The 25,697-nt window shown below is 69.9% G+C and carries 28 protein-coding genes and 1 pseudogene; 16 read left to right on the forward strand and 13 right to left on the reverse strand.

What is annotated here, in order from left to right:
• Nucleotides 1-724: 724 nt before the first annotated feature.
• Both HNR22_RS00695 and HNR22_RS00700 read left to right on the forward strand, forming a co-directional pair.
• Entirely contained in the window at nucleotides 725-1,057 is a 333-nt protein-coding gene (locus HNR22_RS00695; RefSeq protein ID WP_179778527.1) for a YciI family protein, read from the forward strand.
• A 434-nt stretch (nucleotides 1,058-1,491) separates the two neighbouring features.
• On the forward strand, nucleotides 1,492-1,821 hold the full coding sequence (locus tag HNR22_RS00700) for a TraR/DksA family transcriptional regulator (RefSeq protein ID WP_179778528.1): 330 nt from the start codon (nucleotides 1,492-1,494) through the stop codon (nucleotides 1,819-1,821).
• A gap of 117 nt (nucleotides 1,822-1,938) precedes the next feature.
• On the opposite strand, the gene HNR22_RS00705 is transcribed toward HNR22_RS00700, so the two are convergent.
• Nucleotides 1,939-2,712 (reverse strand): maleylpyruvate isomerase N-terminal domain-containing protein, encoded by a 774-nt coding sequence (locus tag HNR22_RS00705; RefSeq protein WP_179778529.1) that lies wholly within the window; start codon nucleotides 2,710-2,712, stop codon nucleotides 1,939-1,941.
• A 276-nt stretch (nucleotides 2,713-2,988) separates the two neighbouring features.
• Here HNR22_RS00705 and HNR22_RS00710 point away from each other — a divergent pair, with 276 nt between their 5' ends.
• The 3 genes from HNR22_RS00710 to HNR22_RS00720 all read left to right on the forward strand — a co-directional run bounded on the left by HNR22_RS00710 (nucleotide 2,989) and on the right by HNR22_RS00720 (nucleotide 6,090).
• The gene (locus HNR22_RS00710) at nucleotides 2,989-4,194 is read left to right on the forward strand and encodes an NAD(P)/FAD-dependent oxidoreductase (protein ID WP_179778530.1); all 1,206 of its coding nucleotides are present in this window, start codon (nucleotides 2,989-2,991) and stop codon (nucleotides 4,192-4,194) included.
• The gene (locus HNR22_RS00715; RefSeq protein WP_179778531.1) at nucleotides 4,191-5,111 is read left to right on the forward strand and encodes an RNA polymerase sigma-70 factor; all 921 of its coding nucleotides are present in this window, start codon (nucleotides 4,191-4,193) and stop codon (nucleotides 5,109-5,111) included. The genes HNR22_RS00710 and HNR22_RS00715 overlap by 4 nt, the downstream gene beginning before the upstream one ends.
• Nucleotides 5,112-5,403: 292 nt before the next feature.
• Nucleotides 5,404-6,090 carry an alpha/beta fold hydrolase gene (locus HNR22_RS00720; protein ID WP_246380565.1) on the forward strand — a complete coding sequence of 229 codons (687 nt, stop codon included), beginning with the start codon at nucleotides 5,404-5,406 and terminating at the stop codon, nucleotides 6,088-6,090.
• Nucleotides 6,091-6,191: 101 nt separating this feature from the next.
• Here HNR22_RS00720 and HNR22_RS00725 read toward each other — a convergent pair whose 3' ends face one another.
• On the reverse strand, nucleotides 6,192-6,995 hold the full coding sequence (locus tag HNR22_RS00725; RefSeq protein ID WP_179778532.1) for a GDSL-type esterase/lipase family protein: 804 nt from the start codon (nucleotides 6,993-6,995) through the stop codon (nucleotides 6,192-6,194).
• Between the two features lie 139 nt (nucleotides 6,996-7,134).
• Here HNR22_RS00725 and HNR22_RS31970 point away from each other — a divergent pair.
• Nucleotides 7,135-7,755: pseudogene (locus HNR22_RS31970) on the forward strand (MBL fold metallo-hydrolase); the annotation flags it as partial.
• Between the two features lie 198 nt (nucleotides 7,756-7,953).
• Here HNR22_RS31970 and HNR22_RS00735 read toward each other — a convergent pair.
• On the reverse strand, nucleotides 7,954-8,493 hold the full coding sequence (locus tag HNR22_RS00735; protein ID WP_218906119.1) for an alpha/beta fold hydrolase: 540 nt from the start codon (nucleotides 8,491-8,493) through the stop codon (nucleotides 7,954-7,956).
• 234 nt (nucleotides 8,494-8,727) lie between these two features.
• Between HNR22_RS00735 and HNR22_RS00740 the strand changes: the two genes are divergently transcribed.
• Together HNR22_RS00740 and HNR22_RS00745 are read left to right on the forward strand one after the other, a co-directional pair.
• Nucleotides 8,728-9,213, forward strand: coding sequence for a GNAT family N-acetyltransferase (locus HNR22_RS00740; RefSeq protein WP_179778533.1), 486 nt, complete (start codon nucleotides 8,728-8,730; stop codon nucleotides 9,211-9,213).
• Between the two features lie 93 nt (nucleotides 9,214-9,306).
• Nucleotides 9,307-9,618, forward strand: coding sequence for an NIPSNAP family protein (locus HNR22_RS00745; protein WP_179778534.1), 312 nt, complete (start codon nucleotides 9,307-9,309; stop codon nucleotides 9,616-9,618).
• Nucleotides 9,619-9,630: 12 nt separating this feature from the next.
• Here HNR22_RS00745 and HNR22_RS00750 read toward each other — a convergent pair whose 3' ends face one another.
• The 3 genes from HNR22_RS00750 to HNR22_RS00760 form a co-directional block, all read right to left on the reverse strand.
• Nucleotides 9,631-10,350 carry a DinB family protein gene (locus HNR22_RS00750; RefSeq protein ID WP_179778535.1) on the reverse strand — a complete coding sequence of 240 codons (720 nt, stop codon included), beginning with the start codon at nucleotides 10,348-10,350 and terminating at the stop codon, nucleotides 9,631-9,633.
• Nucleotides 10,351-10,556: 206 nt separating this feature from the next.
• The gene (locus tag HNR22_RS00755; protein WP_179778536.1) at nucleotides 10,557-10,871 is read right to left on the reverse strand and encodes a hypothetical protein; all 315 of its coding nucleotides are present in this window, start codon (nucleotides 10,869-10,871) and stop codon (nucleotides 10,557-10,559) included.
• A gap of 42 nt (nucleotides 10,872-10,913) precedes the next feature.
• On the reverse strand, nucleotides 10,914-11,573 hold the full coding sequence (locus tag HNR22_RS00760) for a DJ-1/PfpI family protein (protein ID WP_179778537.1): 660 nt from the start codon (nucleotides 11,571-11,573) through the stop codon (nucleotides 10,914-10,916).
• A 122-nt stretch (nucleotides 11,574-11,695) separates the two neighbouring features.
• Between HNR22_RS00760 and HNR22_RS00765 the strand changes: the two genes are divergently transcribed.
• Nucleotides 11,696-12,712 (forward strand): helix-turn-helix domain-containing protein, encoded by a 1,017-nt coding sequence (locus tag HNR22_RS00765; RefSeq protein ID WP_179778538.1) that lies wholly within the window; start codon nucleotides 11,696-11,698, stop codon nucleotides 12,710-12,712.
• On the opposite strand, the gene HNR22_RS00770 is transcribed toward HNR22_RS00765, so the two are convergent.
• Entirely contained in the window at nucleotides 12,597-13,094 is a 498-nt protein-coding gene (locus tag HNR22_RS00770; RefSeq protein ID WP_179778539.1) for a MerR family transcriptional regulator, read from the reverse strand. The two genes, HNR22_RS00765 and HNR22_RS00770, sit on opposite strands and share 116 nt — an antisense overlap.
• A 37-nt stretch (nucleotides 13,095-13,131) precedes the next feature.
• Here HNR22_RS00770 and HNR22_RS00775 point away from each other — a divergent pair, with 37 nt between their 5' ends.
• Nucleotides 13,132-14,049, forward strand: a complete 918-nt coding sequence (locus HNR22_RS00775; protein WP_179778540.1) for an oxidoreductase — start codon at nucleotides 13,132-13,134, stop codon at nucleotides 14,047-14,049.
• Between the two features lie 3 nt (nucleotides 14,050-14,052).
• On the opposite strand, the gene HNR22_RS00780 is transcribed toward HNR22_RS00775, so the two are convergent.
• Together HNR22_RS00780 and HNR22_RS00785 are read right to left on the reverse strand one after the other, a co-directional pair.
• Entirely contained in the window at nucleotides 14,053-14,622 is a 570-nt protein-coding gene (locus HNR22_RS00780) for a hypothetical protein (protein ID WP_179778541.1), read from the reverse strand.
• A gap of 115 nt (nucleotides 14,623-14,737) precedes the next feature.
• Nucleotides 14,738-15,925 carry an amidohydrolase family protein gene (locus HNR22_RS00785; protein ID WP_179778542.1) on the reverse strand — a complete coding sequence of 396 codons (1,188 nt, stop codon included), beginning with the start codon at nucleotides 15,923-15,925 and terminating at the stop codon, nucleotides 14,738-14,740.
• Between the two features lie 262 nt (nucleotides 15,926-16,187).
• On the opposite strand from HNR22_RS00785, the gene HNR22_RS00790 reads away from it, so the two are divergent.
• The 3 genes from HNR22_RS00790 to HNR22_RS00800 all read left to right on the forward strand — a co-directional run bounded on the left by HNR22_RS00790 (nucleotide 16,188) and on the right by HNR22_RS00800 (nucleotide 19,421).
• Complete coding sequence (locus HNR22_RS00790) at nucleotides 16,188-17,123, forward strand: aldo/keto reductase (RefSeq protein WP_218906120.1); 936 nt, start codon at nucleotides 16,188-16,190, stop codon at nucleotides 17,121-17,123.
• A gap of 74 nt (nucleotides 17,124-17,197) precedes the next feature.
• Nucleotides 17,198-18,040, forward strand: a complete 843-nt coding sequence (locus tag HNR22_RS31790; protein WP_179778543.1) for an MmyB family transcriptional regulator — start codon at nucleotides 17,198-17,200, stop codon at nucleotides 18,038-18,040.
• Between the two features lie 202 nt (nucleotides 18,041-18,242).
• Complete coding sequence (locus HNR22_RS00800) at nucleotides 18,243-19,421, forward strand: MalY/PatB family protein (RefSeq protein WP_179778544.1); 1,179 nt, start codon at nucleotides 18,243-18,245, stop codon at nucleotides 19,419-19,421.
• 49 nt (nucleotides 19,422-19,470) lie between these two features.
• Here HNR22_RS00800 and HNR22_RS00805 read toward each other — a convergent pair whose 3' ends face one another.
• Complete coding sequence (locus HNR22_RS00805) at nucleotides 19,471-19,842, reverse strand: DUF302 domain-containing protein (RefSeq protein ID WP_179778545.1); 372 nt, start codon at nucleotides 19,840-19,842, stop codon at nucleotides 19,471-19,473.
• A 187-nt stretch (nucleotides 19,843-20,029) separates the two neighbouring features.
• Here HNR22_RS00805 and HNR22_RS00810 point away from each other — a divergent pair, with 187 nt between their 5' ends.
• Together HNR22_RS00810 and HNR22_RS00815 are read left to right on the forward strand one after the other, a co-directional pair.
• Nucleotides 20,030-20,599, forward strand: coding sequence for a sigma-70 family RNA polymerase sigma factor (locus HNR22_RS00810; RefSeq protein ID WP_179778546.1), 570 nt, complete (start codon nucleotides 20,030-20,032; stop codon nucleotides 20,597-20,599).
• Between the two features lie 18 nt (nucleotides 20,600-20,617).
• On the forward strand, nucleotides 20,618-21,583 hold the full coding sequence (locus HNR22_RS00815; RefSeq protein ID WP_179778547.1) for a CU044_5270 family protein: 966 nt from the start codon (nucleotides 20,618-20,620) through the stop codon (nucleotides 21,581-21,583).
• 28 nt (nucleotides 21,584-21,611) lie between these two features.
• On the opposite strand, the gene HNR22_RS00820 is transcribed toward HNR22_RS00815, so the two are convergent.
• The 3 genes from HNR22_RS00820 to HNR22_RS00830 all read right to left on the reverse strand — a co-directional run bounded on the left by HNR22_RS00820 (nucleotide 21,612) and on the right by HNR22_RS00830 (nucleotide 24,588).
• On the reverse strand, nucleotides 21,612-22,751 hold the full coding sequence (locus HNR22_RS00820; protein WP_179778548.1) for a toprim domain-containing protein: 1,140 nt from the start codon (nucleotides 22,749-22,751) through the stop codon (nucleotides 21,612-21,614).
• 69 nt (nucleotides 22,752-22,820) lie between these two features.
• On the reverse strand, nucleotides 22,821-23,897 hold the full coding sequence (locus HNR22_RS00825) for an SMP-30/gluconolactonase/LRE family protein (protein ID WP_179778549.1): 1,077 nt from the start codon (nucleotides 23,895-23,897) through the stop codon (nucleotides 22,821-22,823).
• Between the two features lie 292 nt (nucleotides 23,898-24,189).
• The gene (locus HNR22_RS00830; protein ID WP_179778550.1) at nucleotides 24,190-24,588 is read right to left on the reverse strand and encodes a hypothetical protein; all 399 of its coding nucleotides are present in this window, start codon (nucleotides 24,586-24,588) and stop codon (nucleotides 24,190-24,192) included.
• 95 nt (nucleotides 24,589-24,683) lie between these two features.
• Here HNR22_RS00830 and HNR22_RS00835 point away from each other — a divergent pair, with 95 nt between their 5' ends.
• Entirely contained in the window at nucleotides 24,684-25,496 is an 813-nt protein-coding gene (locus tag HNR22_RS00835; protein WP_179778551.1) for a class I SAM-dependent methyltransferase, read from the forward strand.
• Nucleotides 25,497-25,697: the final 201 nt, after the last annotated feature.

The following is a 25,697-nucleotide window of genomic DNA, read 5'->3' on the forward strand; positions in this document are numbered from 1 at the left end:
GCCCAGCCGACCTGGTCGAGTGGATCGCCGGTGTCGCCGACAGTCGAGCTTGCGGGCGCAGCGCGCCCGCCGTCGGGCGACCTCCTGCCGCCTGGGGTACGCCGCGAAGAAGCCCGGCGGCGTACAAGAGTGCTCGCCGCAACGTCAGCGGCGGCTGGAGACCGTCGATCGGAAGGTCCCGGCGTTGCGCTACCGTCAGGGTGCCCACACCGGCGTCGAGTAGCCCGCGTCCGTCGGCTGCCGATGGTCCGCACTGCCCAAGAACCCAGGGAGATACCGATGCCGGAGCCTGAGCCCGTCGAAGACGCCCACGCGGCGGACGCCGACACCTCAACCACGGACGAGACCGACCAGCCTGCCGTTCCCTCGAATCGGGCTGCCCGTCGCGCGAAGGGCAAGGTCGTCTCGCCTCAACCGCACGGAAAGGGCCAGCACCTCGGCGGCCGGGGCTCGGTCCAGAGCCCGCGCCAGTACGGCAATCGCCGAAGCGGCTGATCGCCCGTCCCAGGTTTCGCGCGTATCAGTCGGCGGGCTGTGGGAGGGGCAACCTCGCGCGGCGGTGGTGGGCGCATGCCAGGTGGTGCAGCACCACCAGGGGGACCACGCCGGCGGGGTACCAGGCCAGGTCGGGTCGAATTGCACACCCAGAGCCAGCCTCGCGGCCGGACTCCGTTCCGACAGTTCGGCCCGCTGTGGCATGAGCAGGCCGTCGTAACATGCGGGGATGGGTAAGTTCCTTGCACTCTTCAACGGCGCAGCTGATGAGGTCGGCAAGGCCGAACTCACCGAACAGCAGCAGGCTGAGTTTCTCGACGCGTGGGCGTCATGGGCGCAGACCAACGAGAGGGCTCTCGTCGACCCCGGCGCTCCATTGAACGCGAAGAAGCTGGTCACGGCGCGGGGTGTCGAGGACTTCACCGACGCCCTGACCGGCTACACCATCGTGGAAGCGGGCTCGCACGACGAGGCAGTTCAGATCTTCTCCGGGCATCCGCACCTGGGGCTGTTCGCCGGAAACTCGATCGCCGTCCTGGAATGTCCCTCTCCGCCCAGCTGACTGTTGTCTTCGAGCGGACTGGCGCGGCTTTACAGGCCTCCGTTGCCGGTGGCTCGGTGCCGTCATCGTCCAGTCTGAGCTGCGAAGAGACGTTTCGGGTCGCACGCCGTGGCCAAGGTGGGGTCCCTCCGCAGGCGTTGGCTTTAGCGCAGGAGTCCCCCTATGGTGGATGCATGCCGTCGGTGACTTTCTGCTCGTCTGTCGTCACTGCGCTGGCAGCGCTTGCCGCTGCTCGCGTAGCGACGGAGCGACGCCTGACGGTTGGGATGCGCGTGCCGGTTGTCCGCGCGCTGCACATCGCGCCCTCGCACAAGCTGTCGAGCCCGCCGCCAATCGGCCGAGACCCTCCCGCGGAATCGTTGCATCCCAGAACGACCGCAGGGCGAAGCTATTCGAGCTTCGGCCCTTTTTCTTTTTCCCTGGAAAGGTAGACCATGAGCGTCGATCATCGTGCTGTTGATCAGAGCTGGCTGGCTGATCTGCGAGCGTCCCTGGCGGACGACTTCGCCGCACAAACGGCTCGGCTGCGGGAACTGACCGAGCTCAACGCGGACACCGGCGACCCCAGCGAGGCCCACAACCAGTCTGCGCTGCTGCTGGCCACCCGCCGCAACATCGAGCAGATCACCGGTGCGCTGAGCCGGATCAGCGAAGGCACCTACGGTGCCTGCCAGAAGTGCCGCCAGAACATCCCGGCCGAGCGGCTCGAGGTTCTCCCGCACGCGCGCTTCTGCGTGCCGTGCCAGGAGAAGCACAACAAGTGACGCCCCGTGTGGCTGCCGCGCCGCGGCACGGCAGCCACACACCGGCGATCGGAGCCTGACCTTCGCAGGGTACGGGCGGAGCCCAGCACAACCGACAGATGCGTCACAAATGCGCGCTTACGCGGTCGGGTCCCAGTCTGCGAGCTGCTCCATCGGCTCGGTGTCGCCGGTGGTCTCCAGTGCGTCGAGCGGAAGGCGCTCGTAGAAGTAGAGAATCATTTCGCTCGCTGTGCCTCGCATCGCCATGTCGCCTGGCGCCGCGTCGGTGGCGAGGTCGTCGCAGCGGACGCCGTCGGCGTTGAGGGTCAGGCGCCAGGAGCGGCCCTCGGTCGTGTGCAGGTCGATGGTCGCCGGCTTGAACGGCCAGGGGACGGTCGTCGCCGAGACGGTCGTCAGGAACTCGTCGACGCCCTCGACCGCGACGTCCGTCGGGAGCGGCTGTGCGGCCCCCTGGGTGAGCTGGGCGTCGTAGGTGTGGACGGCCATCTCCTGGATCTGGTGCCGGGCCACGGCTCCGCTGGTCTGCGGGGCCTGCGAGCTGCCCCACCAGGTCCAGCAGCCGCGGTCCGGGCCGGCCTCGCGCATCGCGTCAAGCATGAGCTCGGTCGACTCGGCGAGCCAGGCGTCCAGGGCTTCGCGGTCGCGGGGCGCGGTCGGGGCACCCTTCGGGTCCGTCCTCGCCGGGGGCTCAGCGCCCGGGCCCGCCGCGATGATGGCGGCCTGGCGGCGGCGGCCGTCACCGATGTGCTGCGCCAGTTCGCGCAGCGACCAGTCCGGGCAGGTCGGGACCTGGACGTCAAGGTCGGGGGCGGACGCGATCGCGGCGCGGAACGCGGCCGAGCGGTCGGCGATCAGCCGCAGGACCTCGGGGAACTCCAAGGTATTTTGCACCTCGGTTGTGTATCACTGCGCTCCGGCCGCCAGATAGCGAATTTGTCGGACGAACGCGTCGACAGCCAGGGCGGAGTGCCGGCACCGAAGCCGTCCCGAAACTCCGCGCCCTGCTCGGCTGGTGCTCTAACGGGAACGTTCACCGGACGCGGTGGCGAGGTGTGGATCAACGCGGGCGCGAACGTCGACCATGTCGTGCGTCACGTCGATCTCATGTCACGGACACCGCGGCAGCTTGCGTCTGGTGGTCGTCAGCGGGAGGAGAGAGGCGGAACGATGAGCACAGAGCACGAGGTCGGGAGGGCGGCTGCGCACCGGGTGGTGATTCTGGGGGCGGGGTACGCGGGGATGGCCGCGGCGATCCAGCTCGCGGCTCGGGTCAAGCGCCGCCAGGATGTGCGGGTGACCCTGGTGAACGCGCAGGAGCGGTTCACCGAGCGCCTGCGACTGCACATGACGGCGACCGGGCAGCGGCTCGCCGAGATGAGCATCCCGGAGTTGCTGGAGGGTACGGGCGCGCAGTTCGTGCGCGGCTGGGTGACGGCGCTGGACGCGGATGCGAAGACCGTGCGGCTCGACGACGACCGGGTGCTGCACTACGACACGCTGGTGTACGGGTTGGGCAGTGTGGCCGACACGGCGGCGGTGCCGGGTGTCGAGGACTACGCCTACACGCTGAACAGCGTCCAGGACGCCGAGTTGCTGGCGGACCGGCTGGCGCGGCTCGGCAGCGGCACGGTGGTGGTCGGTGGCAGTGGGTTGACCGGCGTCGAGTCGGCTGCGGAGATCGCCGAGCGGCACCCGGAGTTGAACGTCGTGCTGTTGGGTCGGCAGGAACCCGGCGCGACCATGATCGGAAAGGTCAGGGCGTATCTGCGGTCCGCGCTTGAGCGCATGGGCGTCGAGGTGCGCAGCGGGATCGAGGTGGTGAAGGTGCTGCCCGATTCGGTCGAGTTGGCTGGTGGGGAGATCATGGCCGCCGACGTCGTGGTGTGGACGAGTGGCACGCGGGTGTCGCCGCTGGCTGCGGCCGCCGGCCTCAGCGTCGAGGAGCGCGGCCGGATCGTCACCGACCCCGCGCTGCGGTCGGTGTCGCATCCCGACGTGTACGCGGTGGGCGACGCGGCAGCGATCCGTCAGAGCTACGGCGTCATGCACGGCACCTGCCAGGGTGGCATGCCGACCGGGGTGCACGCCGCGGTCGCGATCGTCCGCGCGCTCAAGGGTAGGAAGGCCAGGCCTTTCCGCTTCGGCTACTACCACACGCCGGTGAGTCTGGGACGGCACGATGCCGTCGTCCAGTTCACCCACCCCGACGACAGTCCTCGACGGATGTGTCTGACCGGCCGCAGAGCGGCCTGGTACAAGGAGATGGTGAGCGCTTCGCCCTGGCCGACATTCGGCCGCATGAAGAGGATGCCCGCCGCGGGCGCGTTCTGGCCCCGCGGTGGCCGCTTCACCCGGGTCCGGGACGCGCGGTGACCCATCCGTTCCGGGAACTCGACCAGCGGGTCTACAACGAGCATCGCAACCTGCTGTTCTCGGTGGCCTACCGCATTCTTGGCACGGCGGCCGACGCCGAGGACGTGATCCAGGACGCCTGGTTCAAATGGTCGGCCGCCGACCGTGCGCAGGTGGCTGACCCCAGGGCCTATCTGACGCGGATCGTGTCGAACCTGGCGATGGACCGGCTGCGCTCCACCCGGCACAAGCGTGAGACGTACGTCGGGCCGTGGCTCCCGGAGCCGATTCTCACCACCGGGGACACCGCCGACGCCGTCACGACCGCCGAGTCCGTCTCGATGGCCATGCTGGTGGTGCTGGAAACACTGAGTCCGTTGGAGCGCGCGGTGTTCGTACTGAAGGAGGTCTTCGACCTCAGCCACGCCGAGATCGCGGAAGCGGTGGACCGTTCCGAGGCCGCGGTGCGCCAGGCCGCGCACCGCGCTCGCGAGCACGTACGGGCCCGGCGGCCACGCTTCGTCGCGGACCGGTCGCGGCAGCACGAGGTCACCCGACGGTTCTTCGTCGCCGCGACCGGCGGCGACATCAACGCCCTCATGGAGCTGCTGTCGCCGGACGTCACACTGTGGACCGACGGTGGCGGCAAGGTCCGCCAGGCCATGCGTCCGGTGGCGGGGGCACAGACGGTGGCCGCCTGGTTCGCGGCCATCGGCACCGTCACCTACCAGGGTGTCGAGCCCGCCGACATGAGCGCCGAGCTGGTCGAGATCAATGGCGGGCTGGGTATGGTGTTCCGCGGTCCGGGTCGTGTGGTCGCCACCGTCACCGTCGAGGTCGAAGCCGGCGGGCGCATCATCGCCATCCACAACGTCGCCAACCCCGACAAACTCCGGGCCATCGCCGAAGGCGCCACGCGCGACGTCCGTACACGCTGAGCTTTTCCGGGGTTACGAGGGTGACGGCCCTCGCGGCCGGAACCGGGTCGATGCCCCTGACCAGACGGTACGTGGGCGCAGGTTTGCGGGACGGGCGGCTCGGATACTCGTCGCGCATGTTTGACGGTTTCACCGACGAGAGGGTCGACGTCGGGGAGGTGGACCTTCGTGTCCGGCATGCCGGACAGGGGCCCCCGGTGCTCCTCATCCACGGGCATCCGCGCACCGGGTCGACGTGGCACCGGGTGGCACCGCAGTTGGTAGACGCGGCTTCACCGTCGTCTGCCCTGACATGCGCGGCTACGGGCGGTCCGGCAAGGCGAAGATCCTCCCGGACCACTCGCAGCAGTCCAAACGGGCGGTCGCGGGGGACATGGTCCGACTGATGGACAACCTGGGTCATCCGACGTTCGCCGCGGTCGGGCACGACCGTGGTTGCTACGTGGCGTTGCGCCTGGCACTGGACCACCCGGACGTGGTCAGCCGGCTCGTGGTTCTCGATGGTGTGCCCATCAGTGAGGCCCTCGCCAGGTGCGACGCGCGGTTCGCCCACGACTGGTACCACTGGTTCTTCTTCGCGCAGCCCGACAAGCCGGAGCGGGCCATCGCCGTCGACCCCGATGCCTGGTACGGCAGCAAGGCCCAGCCGCAGAGCATGGGGGCCGAGAATCACGAGGAGTTCCGGGAGGCCATCCATGACCCGGCCACGGTCCGGGCGATGCTGGAGGACTACCGCGCCGGCCTGGGTGTCGACCGGGAGCACGAGGAAGCCGACCGGCGTGCCGGTCGCACAGTCCGCTGTCCGACGCTGTTTCTCTGGTCGACCCGTGACGACATGGAGGACCTGTACGGTGATCCGCTCGCTGTGTGGCGGCCCTGGGCCGACGATCTGCGCGGCCACCCGATCGACTCCGGGCATCACGTCGCCGAGGAGAACCCCGACGACCTCACGGCGGCGCTGCACGGCTTCCTCACGTGACCATCTCCTCGGCCCGTAGGCCGGAGTGCTGATCCTGTACGGGCCGACCGAGCTCGACGGGGCACGCGGGGCGATGGGTTTCGCCCCGCGTGCCCTCGACGTCAGCCGGCGACGGAGCGGAAGACCGGGTAGTAGCCGCTGGACTGGCCGGCCGCGGTCGGGTGGTAGGAGATGCCGAGGTTGACGAAGTTCAGGGCGTGCAACCACTTGTCGCCGTAGCTGCACAGTTGGTGCCCGACGAACTGCGACCGGACGTCGGCGAAGGTGAAGCCGGCGGCCTGGGTGGCACTTCGGGTGAGGTCGTTCACCAGGTTGATACCTTCGTTGATCTTCGCGCGCGAGGTGGCGCTGAGCCCGACACACGTCGTGCCCAGTTGGTAGAACACCGGGTAGCCGACGACCACCACGCGGGCCGACGGCGCACGGGTGCGGATTCCGTTGTAGACGGTGCGCAGCAGGTTGGTGAGATCGGCCCGCGCCTTGTCCTCGGCGGCCTGCACGGCGGCCACGCAGTCGTTGGTCCCGTAGAGCACGCAGGTGGTCATGATGTTGGCGAACCCGACATCGTTGCCGCCGACCGTGACGCTGACCAGGGTCGTGGTGGTGCTGAGTGCGCTGAGCTGCGTGTTGATCACGCTGGCGGTCGTGGCACCGGAGCAGGCAACCGAACGGTACGACGCGGGTTGCACGTTGGTGGCGTACAGCGCCGGGTAGGCGTTGGTGCTGCGCTGACAGGAACCGCTCTCGGCGGTGTAGCTGCCGGCACCCACCCCCGAAGAGTAGGAGTCGCCGAGGGCGACGTAATGGTCGCTGGGAGCGGCCTCGGCGGGCGCTGCCAGGGTGAGGGTGGCGGCCAGGGCCGTGGCCAGGCTCAGGGTGAGGGTTGCCAGACGGGATTTCCGCACGTCGCGCTCCGGTGGGGGTAGGAGATTCGGTGTGACATAGATATCACTAGATATAGACGCTGGGAAGATCCTCAACAGAGTCCTGGGGGTGCGACGCGGCCGGCAGGGGTTCGGGGATCGCGCTGGCACACTGGCGGGCATGGTCGACTGGCATACACAGGCCGACGTGGGTGACGGCGTCATCCGCATCTCGGAGCCGCACGTCAACGAGCTGGTGTCCGCGAACTTCTGGTGGCTGCGCGGCACCGACCGTGACCTGGTGATCGACGCCGGGCTCGGTGTCGTCACCCTGCGGGAGGCGCTCCCCGGCCTGTTCCACCGCGATCCGATGGTCCTGCTCACCCACGCGCACCTTGACCACGTCGGTGGAGCAGCCGAGTTCGCTGACCGAGCCGCCCACCCCGCCGAGGCCGAGGTCCTCGCGACGGGCGTACCGGCGAGCCTGTACGGCGCGGAGCTCTACGACAAACTCGGGATCGACCCAGCGGGAGAACCCGTCCCGGAGCTCATGCTCGACACCCTTCCCAGTCCCGGCTACGACCCGGCCAGCTACCGCATCGCACCCATGACCCTGAACCGGATGCTCGATGACGGCGACCGGATCGACCTGGGCGGGCGGGTGCTGACCGTGCTGCACCTTCCCGGCCACACACCGGGCAGCATCGCCCTGCTGGAGGAGCGCACCGGGACCCTGTATTCCGGCGACGTCATCTACGACGGCGCCTTGATCGACAATCTGCCGAACTCGGACGTGGCTGCCTACCGGCGGAGCATGCAGACCCTCGCCGACCTCGACGTGTCAGTCGTCCATCCCGGCCACGGGCACAGCTTCGACAGGGCACGGCTTCGCCAGTTGGCCCACACGTACCTGCGCAGGAGAGGACCCGGCCCAGGCCGCCCTCGGCGCGAGCCTGAGCTCAGGGGGCCGCCGACCCGCCGCTGGGGCGCGCAGGCGGCGTCAGGGGATGAGGCGGTCGAGAAGTTCGAACTGGTCGTACGGCTGGTTGTAGTCGCCGAAGTGCCCGTCGTCGCGCACGATGTGGGTGCCGCCGAGCCGCTCGAACATGGCGCGCCCCTGTTGGTCGTCGCAGCCGTACGGATCCTTGCGCGAGTTGATGAAGTAGATGTCCCGCACGTGCGACCGGATCGCGTCCCAGTCGTAGCTCTGCTGGAGGACCGGCTCTTCCTCGGTGTTGGGCCGGGTGCAGTAGCCGGCGACCAGGATCGCCTGGGCGACTGTGACATCGACATGCTCCAGGAGCGCCAGCAGCAGTGCCGCGCCCCCCGAGTGGCCCACCAGGATCGTGTCCTCGTCGAAGCGGTGCCCGTCGAGCACCTTCGGCAGGAACGTCGCGATCGGTTCGACGTTGATGCCCGGGTGGTGCGGCACCTCGACGGCGTAGCCCCGGGCCCTGAGCCGTTCCGCCAGCCAGGGATACCAGCACACGTCCGGGTTGCCGCCGGTCCCGTGAAAGATGACCGCTCTGCGCCCCACCATGCCCCCTCATATCGACGTCCTGATCAAAGCACGTGATCCGAGAAGTGGGCACGACGAGTGGCAGGTACGCGGATCTGCCGACGAGCCGGTCCCCACCCGATGCGAGCCGGCGACGCTGTTGCTGGCCGAACGTCAGGGCGTGACGTCCACCAGTACCTTGCCAACCACGCCGGCCTCGCTGCCGAGACGGGGGACAGTAACAACCCTGGCCTGATCGTCGGCCACACTTACGGAGTGACGACGACTATCGTGCCCATAGCCTGCGCCCATCCGGCTTTCGATCAGGTAGCTGCTCTGTTTGACGACTACCGGGTGCACTACGGCCAACCGTCATCCCCTGAGATCACCCGGTCCTGGCTGCATGACCAGCTCGCACAACAACGGCTCTCCGCCGCCGCGGCCATCCGAGTCGACGACGTCTGCGGCTTCATCACGGCCATGATCATGCCGGCGTCGCTCATGCTGGGCACCGCATGGTCGATCCGCGACCTCTACGTGGCCCCGCGCCATCGCCGTAGCGGTATCGCGAACGCCCTCCTGGAGCACACCATCCACACCGCGCGTTCCGCTGGCGCGCGTCGCGTGTCACTCCAGACCGAGACCGACAACGCCCCGGCTCTGAGGCTCTACGCCGAGGTTGGCTTCCAGCCCGTTACCGGCCTGGAACTGCTCAACCGCAGCTTCGATCCCACCGACCAGGGTGCAGGAGACACTGCCTAGCGGGCATTCTCGATATCCGAACCTTCCGGCACGCTCCTGCCGCTGACCGCGGTCGTGCTGAGATGCGCGAGCACCGGCCCGTATGGTGGCCCGATGATCACTTGCGTCGTGCACTACACCATCGACCCCGCGCAGATCGAGGCCTTCGAGCGCTTCGCTCGTGCGTGGATGCGGCTGGTGGCCGCGCACGGTGGCGTGCACCACGGCTATTTCCTGCCCGCCGAGGGAGCCAGCGACAAGGCGGAGGCGCTGTTCAGTTTCGAGAGCCTGGCAGCCTACGAGCGGTACCGTGCACGGTTCGGTAATGACCCGGAGTTCGTCGCGGCGGACATCATCCGCGACGACTCGGGTTGTGTCGTGCGGTACGAGCGGACCTTCATGCGACCGCTCCTGCCAACCGACTGAGCCCGGCCGGTCCTACTGCTGCGCGTCGAGGTCGCGTGTCGCGTAGCGAAGGTGCTCCCACTCCTCGTCGAAGATCACGTGGAGGCAGTGCAGGACCGGCTGCTCGTGTGCGGGTGACCACGGGGTCGGCCGAGGCTCTGCGAGCAGCCCCGGTGTGACGGTCGCGAGGAAGCCGCGCACCATGGCCTGCCGCTCGGCACGCAGGTCGAGCACCTCGGCGAAGCTCGGATGCCGCGTGGCAAAGACCGACATGTCGAATCCATCCGTCTCGTACTCGGTGTGCGGCTGCCCGAGCGGATGGAAGGGTTGCGGCAGGCGCAGGATCGCCTTGCCGAGCCACGCGTCCGTGGCGAACGCTAGGTGGCGCAGGGTCTGCGCGAACGACCACTCGCCGTCGACCGAGGCGTCGGCGGTGCTCTGCGGCATGGATTCAACCAGGTCGACTCCGGCCGACCAGGCCCGTTCGAGTGCCGCCCACGCCAAGCGCAGGCCCTCGGGATCGCCGGCATTCTTCAGCTCGCGGCCGGGAAACCGCCGGTTGAGCTCGGCCTCGACGAGCGGCACCACGTCGACACCGTTGATCAGCAGCGCGCCGTCCGCCAGCCACGGCGCATCGATGTCGAGCCCGCTGACATCGACGCCGCGCATGACCGCACCGGCCAACGTCGACCTGTTGAACCGCGCGCCTCGTAGGTCCCTGTCGACGAACGTGGTGGTGTCGCCCTGGGTCATGACAGCCTCCGTCCCGATGGCGTTCGCGGCGATGCTAGCGGGCCGGTCCGACAGAGCCCGCCGCCCGATGTCCGGCGACGGGCTCACGTGCGGGCCGGCGGGCGCCGACCCAGGGGGCGCGGAGCGCGGGAACATGCTCGCGGCGATGGCGACCGGTACCGCTGGCGAGGATTGCCGCGAGCATATGGACCGCCACCGGGAACTCCTCACGCGCTCCGCTCACCGGTCACGCGCGTCCGCGGCAGCCGCCCGGCGCGGGACTCGCCGGAGAGGGCGTCGCCGTGAACGATGACGTCGTAGGCCAGGTTGAGACGCAGCGGTTTGGTGATGCTCTGCCGCCAGGTGACGCGCTGGCCGGTCGGGTCCTCGTGGACCACGATGTCGGTGAGGGGCGTGGTCTCGCCAGCGCCGGTCGCGCTGCCGTGGATCACGCCATCCTGTTCCTCGAAGTGGTAGGCGGCCTCGATGGTGCCGACGGGCGTCTTCATGCGGAGCAGCCAGGTGCCGACGATGGTGTTCATCTGCTTGGTGACTTCCCTTGTTCGAGGGGCGGGGCAGGCAGGTCAAACCGTGTGCTGACCCGTGGTCTTCCAGGTGGTGCCGCGACGCTCGTACTCGAACAGCTCCTCGACCGCGTGCGCGGCCTGCGAACCGAAGTCACGCTCGAGCAGGTAGAGGGCTACGTCGAGACCCGACGTCACGCCGCCGCCGCTGACCAGGTCGCCGTCGTCGACCACGCGCGCGCGGACGGCGTTCACTCCGGTGGCGTCGAGCATGTCGATGCCGAGCACATGCGTGGTCGCGGTGCGACCTTCGAGGAGACCGGCCATCGCGAGGGCGAGTGATCCCCCGCAGAAGGCCGCGACGGTGATCTTCGGGTTGTCGAGCGCGCGGCGGATGAGGGGCATCGCGTCGCTCTGCGCGAACCGACCCAGGAGGACGGGGATCGTCTCGTCGCCTGCGTCCGGGTCCCCGTCGACGGGGCCGACCGCACCGGGGACGACCACGTAGCCGGGTGCGTCCGGGTCGAGTCTGGCGGTGGCCGTCAGGGTGATCTGCGAGTTGCCGGCTCGCACGACGCCGGGACCGCTCGCGCTGACGAACTCCACGGCGAGCGCGCCACCGAGGAACTGACTGCCGGCGGTGAGCACCTCGAACGGGGCGATGACATCAAGGGGATCGAAGCCGTCGAAGAGCACGATCTGGACGTGGACCTGTGTCATGGAGGATCTCTTCCGGTGGACGTTTCCTCCTATGTTTGCGCCCCCGCCAGACGGGTTGCCATGGCTATCAAGACAGATAGCTCCTGGATCTGGCCAACCGTGAAGGGGCTTATCCTACGAGGGTGTACACCGTCGTCGTGCTTGCGCTTCCCGATGTGATAGCCTTTGATCTGGCCACCCCGATCGAAACCTTCGGACGCGTGCGCCTACCGGACGGCCGCCCGGGATACCGGCTCGTCGTCGCCGGTCACGAGCCGTCCGTGCAGGCCGGTCCGCTGCGCCTGGCCGTCGGTGAGGGGCTGGACGCGATCGAGCGCGCCGACCTCGTCGTGGTGCCCGGGAGGAACGATCCGTTGCAGCCGTCGCCGCCCGCTGTTCTTTCGGCACTGCGGGTCGGAGCGCAGCGTGGGACGCGAATCGCGTCGATCTGCGTCGGCGCATTCACGCTGGCCGAGGCGGGGCTGCTCGACGGCCGAGACGCGACGACCCACTGGCTCGCCGCGGACGAACTCGCACGAAGGCATCCCGCTGTCCGGCTGAACCCCGATGTGCTCTACACGGACAACGGAAGCATCCTGACGTCCGCCGGAGCCTCGTCCGGTCTCGACCTGTGCCTGCACATCGTCCAGCGCGACTACGGGGTGGCCGTCGCGGCGGACGCTGCCCGCCTTGCCGTCGCGCCGCTGCACCGCCCCGGAGGGCAGGCGCAGTACATCGTTCGCAACCGCGCAACGCACCGGACGTCGACGCTGCAACGAGCGTTCTCGTGGATCGAGGCGAATGCGTATCGTGACCTGACCCTCGCGGACATCGCCGCCGCGGCCGGCATGAGTGTGCGCACGCTGACCCGCCGATTCAAGGACGAGACCGGGCAGAGCCCCATGCAGTGGGTGTCGGGGGTGCGCATCCGCCACGCGCAGGACCTGCTGGAGAGCACCGACCACACCGTCGACCGGATCGCTGCCCAAACTGGCTTTCCGACGACCAGCAACTTCCGATCCCAGTTCGGACAACTCCTCGGCGTCACCCCCGGCGCGTACCGGAGGGTTTTCCGTCCGCAACCGTCGGGGAGCCGTGAGGGCCCGCCCGGTCCACCGGGTGTTGCTGTTGCCAGGGATCTCCGGAGCCGCCGGCGGTGAGGTGTTGCTCGTAGCTGGCCACCTTGACGTCGACGAGCTCAAGGCAGTCGCGCAGCCGCGCCAGCTGCTCGGTGATGTGGCGCCGGTGTTCGCGGAGCAGATCGAGCCGCTCGGCCTCGTTGCCGATGCCCTCGCGGACGAGCTGGGCCAGGCGGCTGATCGTCGTGAGTGGCATCCCGGAAGCACGGAACTTCACGCAGTGTGCCAGCCACTCGACATCCCAGGCGCTGTAGACGCGCCTCCCGGACCCGTCCCGCCGCACGTCGCCGGCCAACAGACCCGCACGCTCGTAGAGCCGCAGAGTGTGCACGCTCAAGCCGGTGCGCTGCGCCACCTGCCCGATGCTCAGGCCCCCGTCCGCCACGGCGTCGACCGTAGCCATTGACCTGGACCTCGGTCTAGCACCTAGCGTCCCCGACATGACAAGCGACATGACCGACACCATGTTCGGCGCCCACAGCACCACCGCAAAAGTCCTCGCCGGCATCGACCTGACCGGCAGGACCGCCGTCGTCACGGGTGGCTACTCCGGCCTCGGACTCGCCACGACCCGCGCGCTCGCCCAAGCCGGGGCTCGGGTCGTCGTCCCCGCACTCCGGCTGGACGCGGCGCAGCGGGCGCTCGCCGGCGTACCCGGGGTTGAGGTCGATCAGCTCGACCTCGCCGACCTCGGCTCCGTCCGCGCGTTCGCCGAGCGGTTCCTTCGCGGCCACTCCGCCCTCGACATCCTGATCGCCAACGCCGGGATCATGGCCTGCCCGGAGACACGGACAGGACCCGGCTGGGAGGCCCACCTCGCGATCAACCACCTCGGCCACTACGCGCTCGTGAACCTGCTGTGGCCCGCGCTCACCGCCGCCGGCACGGCTCGTGTCGTCTCGGTCGCCTCCGGGCGCAACCCGACGTGGCGTATCCGGTGGGAGGACGTGCAGTTCGAGCGCGGCTACGACAAGTGGGAGGCGTACACCCAGTCCAAGCTCGCGAATGTGCTGTTCGCCCGGCACCTCGACCTGCTCGGCAGAGCGCAGCGCGTCCGCGCCTTCTCGGTCAACCCCGGCTGGATCCGCACGCCCCTGCAACGACACCTCGCGGTCGAGGAGATGGTCGCCGCCGGCTGGATCGACGCGGACGGAACTCCGGCGCCCGGGCTGTTCAAGACCGTCGAGCAGGGCGCGGCGACCCAGGTCTGGGCCGCCACGTCACCTCAACTCGACGCGAACGGCGGCGACTACTGCGTGGACTGCCACCGCACCGACGGCAGCCCCACAGACGGCAGTGAGGCGGCCCGCCTCTGGGCGCTGTCGGCCGACCTGACCGGCGTCGACGTCATCGGATAGCCCTCACGCTCGCGCTCGTCCGCCGCCCTCGGCAATGTCAGGCGTGGGCAGCGGCCTGCGGCGTAGCTCGCGCAACACGCCGTGCCGGTGCGCGGCCCACGCGAGACGTCGGACGCTCGGGTGCCGTACGAACAGCACCGCCGCCCGGCGGATCAGGCCGAACCGGTTGTCGCTGACCTGGTTGTCGATCGCCTGCCAGATCAGCTCGCGCGCCTTCGCGCTGTCGAGTACCGCCCGTACCTCACGTCGCACCGCTGGATCCTCGGCCGCCGAGGCGATGGCAGCGGCCTGACCTGGCCGGTCCGCGAGCGGCTCCACCACCGCCGCGACAAGCGGCCGGCGCACCTCGTCCCGCTCCAGCAGCAGGAGCACCGCTTCCCGGATCTCGACAGTGTCCAAACTGGACCGGAGCAGGCTCAACAGGCTGCTCTCCACCTCGCGATCGTGATCCGCGACGGACAGCGTGGCCAGCAGCACCGACACCTCGTCGAGATCGATGAGGTGTCGCAGCCCGCTGCGGAACTCCGGCAGCCCCCACGCGACCTGCAGAGCCTTCACGAGATTGCGGTTCATGAACGACCCGCTACCCGGAAGCGACAGCCGACGAAACCCCCGGGGGCGGCCGGCGGTGATCAGTTGAGGCCTCGACAGCCCGGATGAGGCGCGGAGGGCTGCTGCTCGGACATCGTCATCGCACCGGGTTGCCGGCGCGGTAGACGGCGAGCGGGCGGCGCAGTGCGCTGATGTCGCTCGTCGGGTCGCCGTCCACGACCAGCAGGTCAGCCTCGAACCCGGGGCGGACGCGGCCCTTGCGCTGCCCCAGGCCACACACTTCGGCACCCACGGAGGTGGCCGCGGCGAGGGCGGCGGTGGCGGGAATGCCGCACGCGACGTACTCGACCAGCGTCTCTGGCAGGATCCCGTGCGGCTTCGCGGGGCCGAGGCCCGCATCCGAACCGGCCACCAGGCGGACCCCGGCCCGGTGCAGGGTGGCGGCGCCGTCGCGCAGCGTCGCCGCACTGAGCCCGGCCCGCGCCGCCATCGCCACCACCTCCGGCGGCGTGACCACGGCCGGGTCGGTGCCGAGCGTGGCACAGACCGCCACCCCGGACGCGGCCAGGCGGTCTGCCACCTCGTCGGGGACGTGGGCGCCGGCCGCCGTCACGCACGTGCAGTGCTCGATGCCGTCGACACCGACGCGCAGCGCCTGTTCGACGGCGTTGAGCGCGTGCGCGTGCACTGTCACCGGCAGGCCCAGATCGTGCGCCCGGGTCAGCGCTGCGGTCAGCTCCTGGTCGGTGAACTGCGGCCTCGTGGTGTCGGTGCCGGGGGTGAACACGCCGCCGCTGGCCATTACCTTCACCAGGTCGGCCCCGGCCGCCGCCTTCAGCCGTACGGCCTCGTGGATCGCATCGACGCCACTCACCTCGCCCCCCATCGACCAGCAGTGCCCTCCGACGGTGGTGACGGGGGCGCCGGACGCCACCACCGTGGGCAGGTCGTCGCGCACCTCCCGGGCCCGCCACCGGAGCACGGCACCGCGCCGGTCGCCCAGGTCGCGGACGGTCGTGACGCCAGCCGCCAGATGCGCGCGCAGTGACGCCTCGACAACCGCGTCGAGGTCCGTTTCGGGACGCTCGGCGAGCCGGCCGAGCGCGTCGGGACCGGCATCGGCGCACAGGTGTACGTGCGCGTCCACCAGCCCGGGCAGCACGGTGCCGTCCGGCTCCTCGCGTACCGGCCAGCCCTCCGGCGCCTCGGCCCGACCTCGCTGCACGTCGATGATGTGCCCACCGTCCAGCAGGACCAGCACCCCGCCGTCCACGAGCCGCTCGCCGTCGAACATCCGCGCCGCCCGGATCGCATGCGTCGTCATCGACCCTCCCCGTTGATGTGAACCGCTCCGGTCAGACTCTCAGGTGACGGTGGCGACTCCCCATCTGGAGCTTCCCGATCAGATCGTCGCCCTGTCGGGCCGAGGATAGGGAGAACGCCGATAAAGGCCAGGATCTGCCGCAGGCTGGTGATGAGCGATCGGACGCGCTTCGTGACGTAAGGAAGGACAGATCAAGGTGATCTTGGAAAGACACGCAATCGGTGGTCAAGGGCTGGTGGCCTCGGTCGAGGGACTCGGCACCATGGGCATGACCGCGATGTACGGCACGCCCGACGACGCCGAGTCCGTCGCCACGGTGCACCGCGCACTCGAACTAGGCGTGACCTTGTTCGACACCGCCGACATGTACGGGCCGCTCACCGGCGAGGAACTACTCGGCCGGGCACTGAGAGGTCGCCGCGACCAGGCGGTCATCGCGACCAAATTCGGCGGTGTGACCTTCGATGATGCTGGCGGCATCATCGGCGGCACGAATGGGCAGCCCGACTATGTGCGCAAGTCGCTCGACGGATCGTTGCGCCGGCTCGGCACCGACCGCGTCGACCTGTACTTCCAGCACCGGGTCGATCCGGACGTACCGGTCGAGGAGACCTTCGGTGCCCTCGGCGACCTGGTCGCCGAAGGCAAGATCCGCTATTTGGGGATCAGCGAGGCATCGCCGGCGAGCATCCGCGCCGCGCACACCGCCGCCCCGTTGTCGGCGGTGCAGACCGAGTACTCGCTGTTCACTCGCAACGTCGAAAGCAACGGTGTGCTCGACACGGTGCGCGAACTGGGCATCGGGTTCGTGGCGTACGCGCCGCTGGGCCGTGGCTTTCTCACCGGCTCTGTTCGCACCCTCGAAGACCTGCCCGAGAACGACTGGCGGCGTACCTGGCCACGATTCGCCGAGGAGAACCTGCGGCAGAACCTGCTCCTGGTGGACCGGATCCGCGCCATCGCGGAACAGGCGGGTGTCACGCCTGGTCAGCTCGCTCTGGCCTGGGTGTTGGCCCAAGGTGACCATGTCACCGCAATTCCCGGCACCAAGCGTCGGACGTATCTGGAGGAGAACGTCGCCGCAGCACAGCTCAAGATCGACGCCAGCGTGTTCGCGGAACTCAGCGAGGCAGCTCCGGTCGGTGCAGCGGTCGGCGAGCGCTACACCGGGCCGGCAATGGCCGCGATTCAGGAGTAGTTTCCAAATTTGATGGGGCTCTCACGACGCCACCAGTCGTTGCTGGTGGCGCCGTGTCCCGGAAAGGGCAGTTCGTGGCACCAACCGAACTCGGCGACTTCCTCCGGGCTCGCCGACAGGCGCTCCGCCCGGCCGATGTCGGGCTTGTGTCCGGCGGACGACGCCGCACCCCCGGCCTGCGTCGTGAGGAAGTCGCACTGCTGGCAAACCTGTCTGTCGACTACTACGAACGACTCGAGCAGTCTCGGGCGGTCAAACCCTCAGAGGCCCTGCTCGGCAGCCTCGCCCGGGCGCTGCGTCTCTCAGTCGACGAACGTGACTATCTCTACCGTCTCGCCGGGCATCCGGCGCCAACGACCACCACCGTCAGCGGGTATGTCGACCCCGCGATGATGTTCCTCCTGGACGCACTCACCACCGTGCCCGCGCACGTCATCGATGAGCGCACCACCATCCTCGCCCAGAACACCCTCAGTCGCGCGCTGCTGGGCTCCTGGACCGACGGCGGCGCCCGGGGCTCGAATGTGACCTGGCGTTGGTTCACCAACCCCGAATCCCGCGCGCTCAACGTCCCGGAGGAACACGAGGCGATCGGTCGCGGATACGTCGCCGATCTCCGCGCAGCCGCCGCCCGTAGCGGCAAGGACCCCGTTTTCGAGCAACTGATCGCCGACCTCACCAGTGCCAGCACCGAATTCGCCCAGTACTGGTCCGACATGCAGGTGTCTCCACTCCAGACCACCCGGAAAATCCTCGTCCATCCGCACGTTGGGCGGCTGGACGTACAGTGCGACTTCGTCCTGAGCACCACGACGGGTCAGCGCCTTGTCATCTTCCGACCCCAACCCGGCACGGCCACCGCTGACAGCTTCGACTTCCTCCGTGTCCTCGGCGAACAATCGGCCGACCGTTCCTGAGACGAAACACCGCTGCTGGGGTGGATGGAGCCGCTCGTGCTTCGTGTGCAGCCAGCCCCAGCCCTAGTCTTCTCGCCTCGACCGTCTTGGCCGCAACAGTCATCGGCGGCGCACGGTATGCGTCGCAAGAAACGCCTGATCCTTGGCTGTGTGCTGCTTACAGGGTCGGCGAGGCCCGGACGAAGCGGAATAGGCTTCGGCCATGAGTGGTGTGCTCAGTGATACCCGAAACCCGGTGAACCCCCTTCGCCAGCTCACGATCGACCAGCTCCGGCAACGGACGAGCCTCAAGTGGCGGGAGTACCCCGACGACGTGCTGCCGCTCTGGGTGGCGGAGATGGACGTGCCGCTGGCCGAGCCGGTGGCGCGTGCGATCACCGACGCCGTCGCGCGCGGCGACACCGGCTACACCTCCGGTACGGCGTACCCGCAGGCGCTGGCGGAGTTCGCCCGGCGTCGGTGGGGGTGGGACGGGCTGGCCGTGGAGCGCACCGCGCTGGTGCCCGACGTCATGCACGGCATCGTCGAGGTGCTGCGGCTGGTCACCGAGCCGGGGGACGCGGTGGTGGTCAACTGCCCGGTCTACCCACCGTTCTACGAGTTCGTGGCGCACGCCGAGCGCCGGATCGTGGAGGCGCCGCTCGGTGACGACCTGCGGATCGACCTCGACACACTGGAGGACGTGTTCCGGCAGGCTCGGGCCGGTGGGCGGCCGGCGGCGTACCTGCTGTGCAGCCCGCACAACCCGACCGGCGTCCTGCACACCGTGGACGAGTTGACCGCCGTCGCCCGTCTGGCCGAGCGGCACGGGGTGCGGGTGGTCGCCGACGAGATCCACGCGCCGGTGGTGAGTGGGGGAGCGCGCTTCGTGCCGTACCTCTCGGTGCCCGGCGCGGACAACGGCCTGTCGCTGATGTCCGCCTCCAAGGGGTGGAACCTGGCCGGTCTGCGGGGTGGTCTCCTGGTCGCCGGCCCGGCGGCGGCCGGTGACCTCGCCCGCGTTCCGTTCGAGGCCAGCGTCAGCACCAGTCACCTCGGCGTGATCGCCCACACCGCCGCCTTCACCGACGGCGGCGAGTGGCTCGACGCCCTGCTGGCGGGCCTGGACGACAACCGTCGGCTCCTCGCCGCGCTGCTCGTCGAGCACCTGCCGGCCATCCGTTACCGGCCCGGTCAGGCCACCTATCTCGCCTGGCTCGACTGCCGTGCCCTGGGTCTCGGCGACGACCCCGCCGCGGTGTTCCTCGACCGGGGCCGGGTGGCGCTCAACTCCGGTCTGGCGTTCGGCACCGGGGGCAGCGGGCACGTCCGGTTGAATCTGGCCACGGCGCCGGAGTTGATCACCGAGGCGGTACGCCGGATGGCCGCCGCCGTCGCCTGAGTAGCCGATCGCCCGAAGGGCGACTCCGCGTGGTTGGACCGGGCCGTGCTCAGCGGCCCTCGACCGCGGACGCGACAGTGGCCGGGGCGTTCAGGGGCGCGAGCTGGTCGGCACTGAGCCCGTAGCGCTGGGCGAGGTACGTGGGGTCCTGCCAGGTGATCAGTGCGCCCGGCTGGCCGTCGTCGCGCACCATGAGCCGCATCGGCAGGTCGATGGCGATCTCGGGGCGGGCCAGCATGAGCGGCGTGCCCGCCTGCGGGTTCCCAAAGATGATCACCTGCGTATCGGGCATGCTCAGTCCGACCTTCCGGGCGGCCGCCGCATGGTCGACCACCGCCACCACCGCAGCCCCGACCCGTTGCGCCTCAGCCCGCAGCGCGGAGATCGTCTCTGCGACATCATGGGCGCTCCGCCTGGTCATCAGTCCGTCGTTCACGGTCGAACCCCCGCTCACCGTGTCGCTGGGCGAATCCCCCTCATCCTGCGCGCAACCGAGGCCGGTTCGCGGGGGTTTGCCGCCAACCCGCCGTCGGCACCGCGTCAGGCTCCGGTAACACCCGCGCTCCGCCGTACGAATAACGGGTGTAACGGCTACGAGAGGACGGCCTGTGAATGACCCCAGCCCAGCGGAGGGTGACATCTCCGGCATCGGAGTCGACCCGGTGGCCTTCGCGGTCTTCTACCGGCGGCACGTGGAGGCGGTGGGCCGGTTCGTGGCACGGCGGGTCGACGATCCGCACCTCGCCGCCGATCTGACCGCCGACGTGTTCCTGGCGGTGATCGAGTCGGCAGCAGGTTATCGGGCGGACCGGGGCAGCCAGATCGGCTGGCTGTACGGGGTGGCTCGCAACGTCATCGGCGACGAGCGACGTCGGGCGGCCCAACGGCTGCGGGTGACCGGCCGGCTGGCCGGACGACGGGACCTGGGCCCCGACGACATCGCCCGCATCGAGGAGCGCATCGATGCCGAGTCGGCGGCACGCCGTACCCATCGCGCGCTGAGCGAGCTGCCCGAGGACACCCGGACGCTGGTCGAACTCGTCGCCGTGGACGGCCTCACCGTCGCGGACGCGGCGACCGCGCTCGGGATCTCGCCGGTCGCCGCCCGGGTCCGTCTGCATCGTGCCCGTCGCGTCGTCCGCGCCGTGCTCGCCCGCCCGGCCACCACCCTCGCCTGATGGAAAGGAGATGACGTCATGAACAAGACCGATCAGTCGTCGCACGGTTTCGAGGAGCAGCTCCTCGCGGACCTGAGTGCACACGTCGCCCGACGGGCCGACCTGGTCTCGGCGGCCCATCCCGTCGGACGTCGTGCCCGGTTGCTGCGCGGTTGGCGCCTCGCCGGGGCGTTCGGGCTGGCAGTCACACTGACCGCCGGTGCGCTGGCGGTCCAGACGGTGAGGGTGGGCGACCAGCCGCCGCCCACGGCCAGCGCCGCGGACATCTTCCGGAGAGCGGCCGACGCCGCCCGGCAGCAGCCCGAGCTCACCGCCCGACCCGATCAGTACGTCTTCACGGAGCGCCTGGCGACGACGCGGGAGCTGCCGGACAGCGGCCCGTACATCACCGTTCGGGTGCAGAGGTGGGAGTCGGCCGGGGGGGTCGCCCACGCGCAGACACGTTACCGACCGGAGGCCGACCCGAACGGGTGGAGCGAGCTGAGGGTGCACCGCATGGGTGATCCCGGCGATCCCGACAAGGAACTCGACGCCTTCCCGCCGCCCGCGTACCACGACGATCTGCCCACCGATCCGGACGAGCTGCTTCGATACCTTCGGGATCACCCGGTCGACCTGCATCTTCCTGAGGGTGCCGATGAGGAGGCCGTCTACGGGGACGAGAGCATGGCGTACACCACCGCGCGGTCGATGCTCGACGGCTACGTGCCGCCCCGAGCGCTGGCGGCGCTGTACGAGCTGCTGGCCCGGGAGCCCGGAGCGGTCGTCATCTCGGGCGACGTGGTGGACGCCGCCGGCCGGCACGGGGTGGCGATCCGGATGCCGGGCATGATCGGTGGCAACACGGACGTCATCTTCGACCGGGACAGCCACGTCTTCCTCGGCAGACGGATGTCGCTCGTGCGCAACGGCAAGGAGTCGCTGTACTCGACTGCCGCGCTCGTCCGGCTCGCCATCGTGGACCGGCCGGGGCAACTGCCCTGACCGGTGCCCGGGCGCCGACCCGTCAGCGTTACCTCCTGGGCTGTCGGCGTTCCCCGGGCGGGCCGAAATCGTGTAGCAGATCTTCCAGGTGGGAGATCGCGGCTGTCGCGACGGTGTCCACCCCCACTCCGGTGTGGGCGACGATGCGACGAGCCACAGTGATCGCCTCCTGCGGGCTGGTCGCCTCGAACAGCAGTGGCACCAGCGCGCGTACCGCGGCGCACCTGCCGTCGATGTCCTCCAGCAACCGGGGGTGCCGCTCGACGAGCCGGGTGAGGCGGTGGTCGACCACCATGTCGAGCATGGGCCGCGCCCGTCGCCGCAGGGCCGTCCGCAGTTGAGCCCTGCCGGACGGCCCGCGTAGCAGGTCCGCCGGGTCGGCGCCGGCGCGGAACTCGGCCGCCAGCAGCGGGCCCGGACAGCGCGCGTGGCGGAGCAGGCGCCACGCCCGGTCCACCGCCGCACGGCCCGCCGCGTCCGCGTCGAACGCCGTGACCAGGCCCCGCGCGGCACCGGGCAGCTCCCGCAGGATGCTGGCCTGGGTGTCACTGAGGGTGGTGCCGCACGGCGCGAGGGCCACCGCTCCGGTCCCGCCGGAGCGGGAGTAGGACAGCCACACCGCGAGGACGTCGGCGGGCCCCTCGACGAGGACCGGGGTCCATCGGGCGGCGATGCGGTCCCGCTGCTCGGCGAGACCGAACAGCAGGTGGCTCTTGTTGTAGATCGCTGTCCGCGGGTTGTTGAGGTACTTCGGTACGTCTCCGGCATGCGGTCCGGAGCGGCCGAGGAATGCCACTGCGTGCCCGGCCGGGTGGCGTACCGGGAACATGACCCGGTCGCGGAACACGTCGATGAGGCGGTCCGGGCCGGTCCGGGTGCGGGCCGACAGGCCGGCGCCGATCAACTCCTCCGGTGTGAAGCCGGCGGCGCGCAGGTGGCCGGTGAGCGAACTCCAGCCCGGTGGGGCGTACCCGACCCGCCACGGCCACTCCCGGTGCACGAGGACACCGAGGCCGCGTTCGGCGAGGTAGGCGCTTGGCGCGTCGGCGTGCGCGAGCTGCGCGCGGTAGTACGACACCGCGGCGTCGACGGCCGCCAGCAGACGCCCGGGCTCAAGCCCGGCGCCGCGCACTGCTGGCGTCGGCTGACGGAGTCGGGGTGCGCCCATCGGCTACCTCCGGGTTCCACGCTAACGGCCGCCGGCCCGTCACCGCCAGGAGCGGGGTACGCCCTCCGTTCAGTACGGGTAGCCGGGAATGTTGAGTCGCACGCTGTAGAGGCCGGAGTCGTTCCTCGGGCCCGAGGTGACGTAGAGGGTCTGCCGGTCGGGGCTGCCGAACGCCACATTGGTCGTACCGGAGGCGCCGGCCCGGATCGTGCCGAGCTGGGTGCCCGCGGGTGAGTAGACGTGCACCAGGGAGTCCGAGCCCGACGCCCAGTACACGTTGCCCGCGCAGTCGATCGTCGCGCCGTCCGGACCGCCGATGTAGTTCACGAAGACGCTGCGAGCGCCGGTGCTGCCGTCGGGCTGGACGGCGTACTTGTAGATCTTGTTCTCGGAGTAGGCACCCACGTACAGCGCGGTCCCGTCCGGCGAGAGCGCGATGCCGTTGGGTTGGCGCAGCCGGTCGTCCACCAGTGACACCTGGCCGCCCGAGACGCGGAAAACGCTGGTGCGCCCACTCATCTGGTCGGCGCGGTTGCCGCGCTGGAAGTTCGGGTCGGTGAAGTAGACGACGCCGTCCGAACGGACCGCCACGTCGTTGGGCGAGTTGAACGCCCGGCCCTGGTGGTTCGCCGCGACGGTGCTGCGGGCCCGGTCGTTCAGTCGGTACGCGGACACGCTCCGCTGGTCGTGGGTCGCCGCGATGACCTGCTGGGCGTCGGCGCTGAGCGCCAGGCCGTTGCTGCCCGCGTTGGCGATGAACGTGTCGAAGGTGGCCGGCGGGGTGAACCGACGGATCGTGGACGGCTGGACGTTGTACGGCCCGGTGCCCGCGGCCATGTCGGACATCAGGAGGTAGCCACCGTCGGCGACCCAGACCGGCCCTTCGAGGAACGAGAATCCACCCTGGATCCTGGGCGCTGTCACGGAACTGGCCGGCAGCGGCGGGCCGTATCCGGTCCCCGTCGGGCATGCGCCTGGTGGCGTGCCGGGCGGATTGGCGAGCGCGCCACCGGCTGTGGAGTGAGCGCTAACATGAGCGGCACGCAGAGTGTCCGGGGGAGCGGCGGCGGCCCCGCTGGTGAGGGGTGCGGTGCTGAGCGTGAGGCACAGACCGCCCAGCGCGGCGATGGTGGGACGCCAGGTCATCGAAGACTCCTGTCGACGTCGGCGGGCGCGAAGCCCGGCGATCGACGGCGGGCGTGGTCGCGGGGGCGGCACGGCGCGCGCGGGCCGTCAACGTGGGTACGACGCAGCATATGCGACACGCCAGTGATCAACGTCAATGTACGGTCTGTTGTTGCGCCGTATTTTCGTGCGCTGCTGGTCAATGCGCGGAAGCGAGAAGCGCGGGTCGTTTGGGCGTGACCACAATGCGGGAACGTGTGGCTGTGTTCAGGGGGTGGTCACCGGACGAACCGCCTTTCGCAGCGGCTCCGTGTCAGGTGGTCGTGGACGGTCGCGGTGCCCTGGTCCCCACGACGCCGGCGACCAGGAGCACCGCCACCGGCAGGAACGCGCCACCGATGCCCAGCCCGAGCAGCAGCCCCCACGCGGCGATGATCAGCGCGGCCACCACGTCGGCGACCACTGTCAGCCGGCCGATCCGCTGCGCGAGCACCGGCAGCGTCGCGGCGACCACGGGCACGCCGAGCAGGTAGCTGGCCGCAGCCCCGGAATCGTCCACCGTGTAGGGGGTCAGCGCGGCGGCCACCAGCACGGTGATCACCAGAGCCGACCACCGGACCACCCGGCGAGCGTCGGCCGGCTTGCGGACCAGGACCACGACGCCGACGAGCAGGACCCCGACGATCGCGCCGACGGTCACCAGATCAATCATCGTGCCCTCCTCGACCGCAGGTGCCTCTAATCCAAGACGACGACCCGTTTTCCACGATACGGCTGACCGGGGTCGATGCGTCGTATGGTGCCACCATGGCATCCCCAGTCTGGGCCGACGGAACGGCGTACGAGGCCTACGTGGGTCGGTGGAGCCGACTCGTCGCGGCGGAGTTCCTGCGCTGGCTCGCCCTGCCGAATGGGCTGCGGTGGCTCGACGTCGGTAGCGGCACCGGCGTCCTGACCTCGACGGTGCTGACGACCGCGCAACCGCGCCAGATCACCGGCGTGGACCCCTCCGAGGGGTTCGTGACGCAGGCCCGCGCCCAGGTCACCGACCCGAGGGCCACCTTCGCGGTCGGCGATGCCCGGGTGCTGCCCCTGCCGGACAACGCCGTCGACGTGGTGGTGAGTGGTCTGGTGCTGAACTTCGTACCCGAACCGGCGCGGGCGGTGGCGGACTTCGCCCGCGTGGTCACCCCCGGTGGAGTGGTGGCGGCATACGTCTGGGACTACGCCGAGGGAATGCAGATGATGCGGCACTTCTGGGACGCGGCCAGCGCGCTCGACCCCGCCGCGGCCGCCCGGGACGACGGCCGCGGCTTCTCGCTGTGCCGGCCGGAGGTGCTCCAAGCGCTCTGGCGCGACGGTGGGCTCACGGACATCTCGGTGCAGGCGATCGAGGTACCGACCGTTTTTGCCGGCTTCGCCGACTACTGGACACCGTTCCTCGGCGGGCAGGGCTCTGCCCCGGCCTACCTGGCCTCGTTGACGGAGCCCGAGCAGGTCGCCCTGCGGGATCTGCTCGCCGCCCGGCTGCCGCCCGGACCCGACGGGTCGATCCGGCTCACGGCCCGCGCCTGGACGGTCCGCGGCACCCGACCGACGACTGGTGCGTCGTGGACGTAGCAACGCCGCGTCCACGATCAGTCCGATCGCCGTCTCGCGACGGAAGCCGCTGACTGCGGCGAGTCCGTGGAGCCGGTAAGGGCGCACCTCCGCCGGACGGTTGCGCTGACCCGGGGCCGTTTGCGATGACCCGTACGATCGGGACATGCGTCCCACGGGGCCGGATCGCGTCGGTGGGCCAACCTGGGACATCGCGGTCCC

The sequence above is a fragment of the Micromonospora jinlongensis genome (assembly GCF_013410645.1).
Classification (GTDB): domain Bacteria; phylum Actinomycetota; class Actinomycetes; order Mycobacteriales; family Micromonosporaceae; genus Micromonospora; species Micromonospora zamorensis.

Coding starts and splice junctions, on each gene's coding strand:
- HNR22_RS00695 (WP_179778527.1), top strand. CDS start 725: ATGGGTAAGTTCCTTGCACTCTTCAACGGCGCAGCTGATGAGGTCGGC.
- HNR22_RS00700 (WP_179778528.1), top strand. CDS start 1,492: ATGAGCGTCGATCATCGTGCTGTTGATCAGAGCTGGCTGGCTGATCTG.
- HNR22_RS00710 (WP_179778530.1), top strand. CDS start 2,989: ATGAGCACAGAGCACGAGGTCGGGAGGGCGGCTGCGCACCGGGTGGTG.
- HNR22_RS00720 (WP_246380565.1), top strand. CDS start 5,404: ATGCGCGGCTACGGGCGGTCCGGCAAGGCGAAGATCCTCCCGGACCAC.
- HNR22_RS00735 (WP_218906119.1), bottom strand. CDS start 8,493: ATGGTGGGGCGCAGAGCGGTCATCTTTCACGGGACCGGCGGCAACCCG.
- HNR22_RS00745 (WP_179778534.1), top strand. CDS start 9,307: ATGATCACTTGCGTCGTGCACTACACCATCGACCCCGCGCAGATCGAG.
- HNR22_RS00750 (WP_179778535.1), bottom strand. CDS start 10,350: ATGACCCAGGGCGACACCACCACGTTCGTCGACAGGGACCTACGAGGC.
- HNR22_RS00755 (WP_179778536.1), bottom strand. CDS start 10,871: ATGAACACCATCGTCGGCACCTGGCTGCTCCGCATGAAGACGCCCGTC.
- HNR22_RS00760 (WP_179778537.1), bottom strand. CDS start 11,573: ATGACACAGGTCCACGTCCAGATCGTGCTCTTCGACGGCTTCGATCCC.
- HNR22_RS00770 (WP_179778539.1), bottom strand. CDS start 13,094: ATGGCTACGGTCGACGCCGTGGCGGACGGGGGCCTGAGCATCGGGCAG.
- HNR22_RS00775 (WP_179778540.1), top strand. CDS start 13,132: ATGACAAGCGACATGACCGACACCATGTTCGGCGCCCACAGCACCACC.
- HNR22_RS00780 (WP_179778541.1), bottom strand. CDS start 14,622: ATGAACCGCAATCTCGTGAAGGCTCTGCAGGTCGCGTGGGGGCTGCCG.
- HNR22_RS00785 (WP_179778542.1), bottom strand. CDS start 15,925: ATGACGACGCATGCGATCCGGGCGGCGCGGATGTTCGACGGCGAGCGG.
- HNR22_RS00790 (WP_218906120.1), top strand. CDS start 16,188: ATGGGCATGACCGCGATGTACGGCACGCCCGACGACGCCGAGTCCGTC.
- HNR22_RS00800 (WP_179778544.1), top strand. CDS start 18,243: ATGAGTGGTGTGCTCAGTGATACCCGAAACCCGGTGAACCCCCTTCGC.
- HNR22_RS00805 (WP_179778545.1), bottom strand. CDS start 19,842: ATGACCAGGCGGAGCGCCCATGATGTCGCAGAGACGATCTCCGCGCTG.
- HNR22_RS00815 (WP_179778547.1), top strand. CDS start 20,618: ATGAACAAGACCGATCAGTCGTCGCACGGTTTCGAGGAGCAGCTCCTC.
- HNR22_RS00820 (WP_179778548.1), bottom strand. CDS start 22,751: ATGGGCGCACCCCGACTCCGTCAGCCGACGCCAGCAGTGCGCGGCGCC.
- HNR22_RS00825 (WP_179778549.1), bottom strand. CDS start 23,897: ATGACCTGGCGTCCCACCATCGCCGCGCTGGGCGGTCTGTGCCTCACG.
- HNR22_RS00830 (WP_179778550.1), bottom strand. CDS start 24,588: ATGATTGATCTGGTGACCGTCGGCGCGATCGTCGGGGTCCTGCTCGTC.
- HNR22_RS00835 (WP_179778551.1), top strand. CDS start 24,684: ATGGCATCCCCAGTCTGGGCCGACGGAACGGCGTACGAGGCCTACGTG.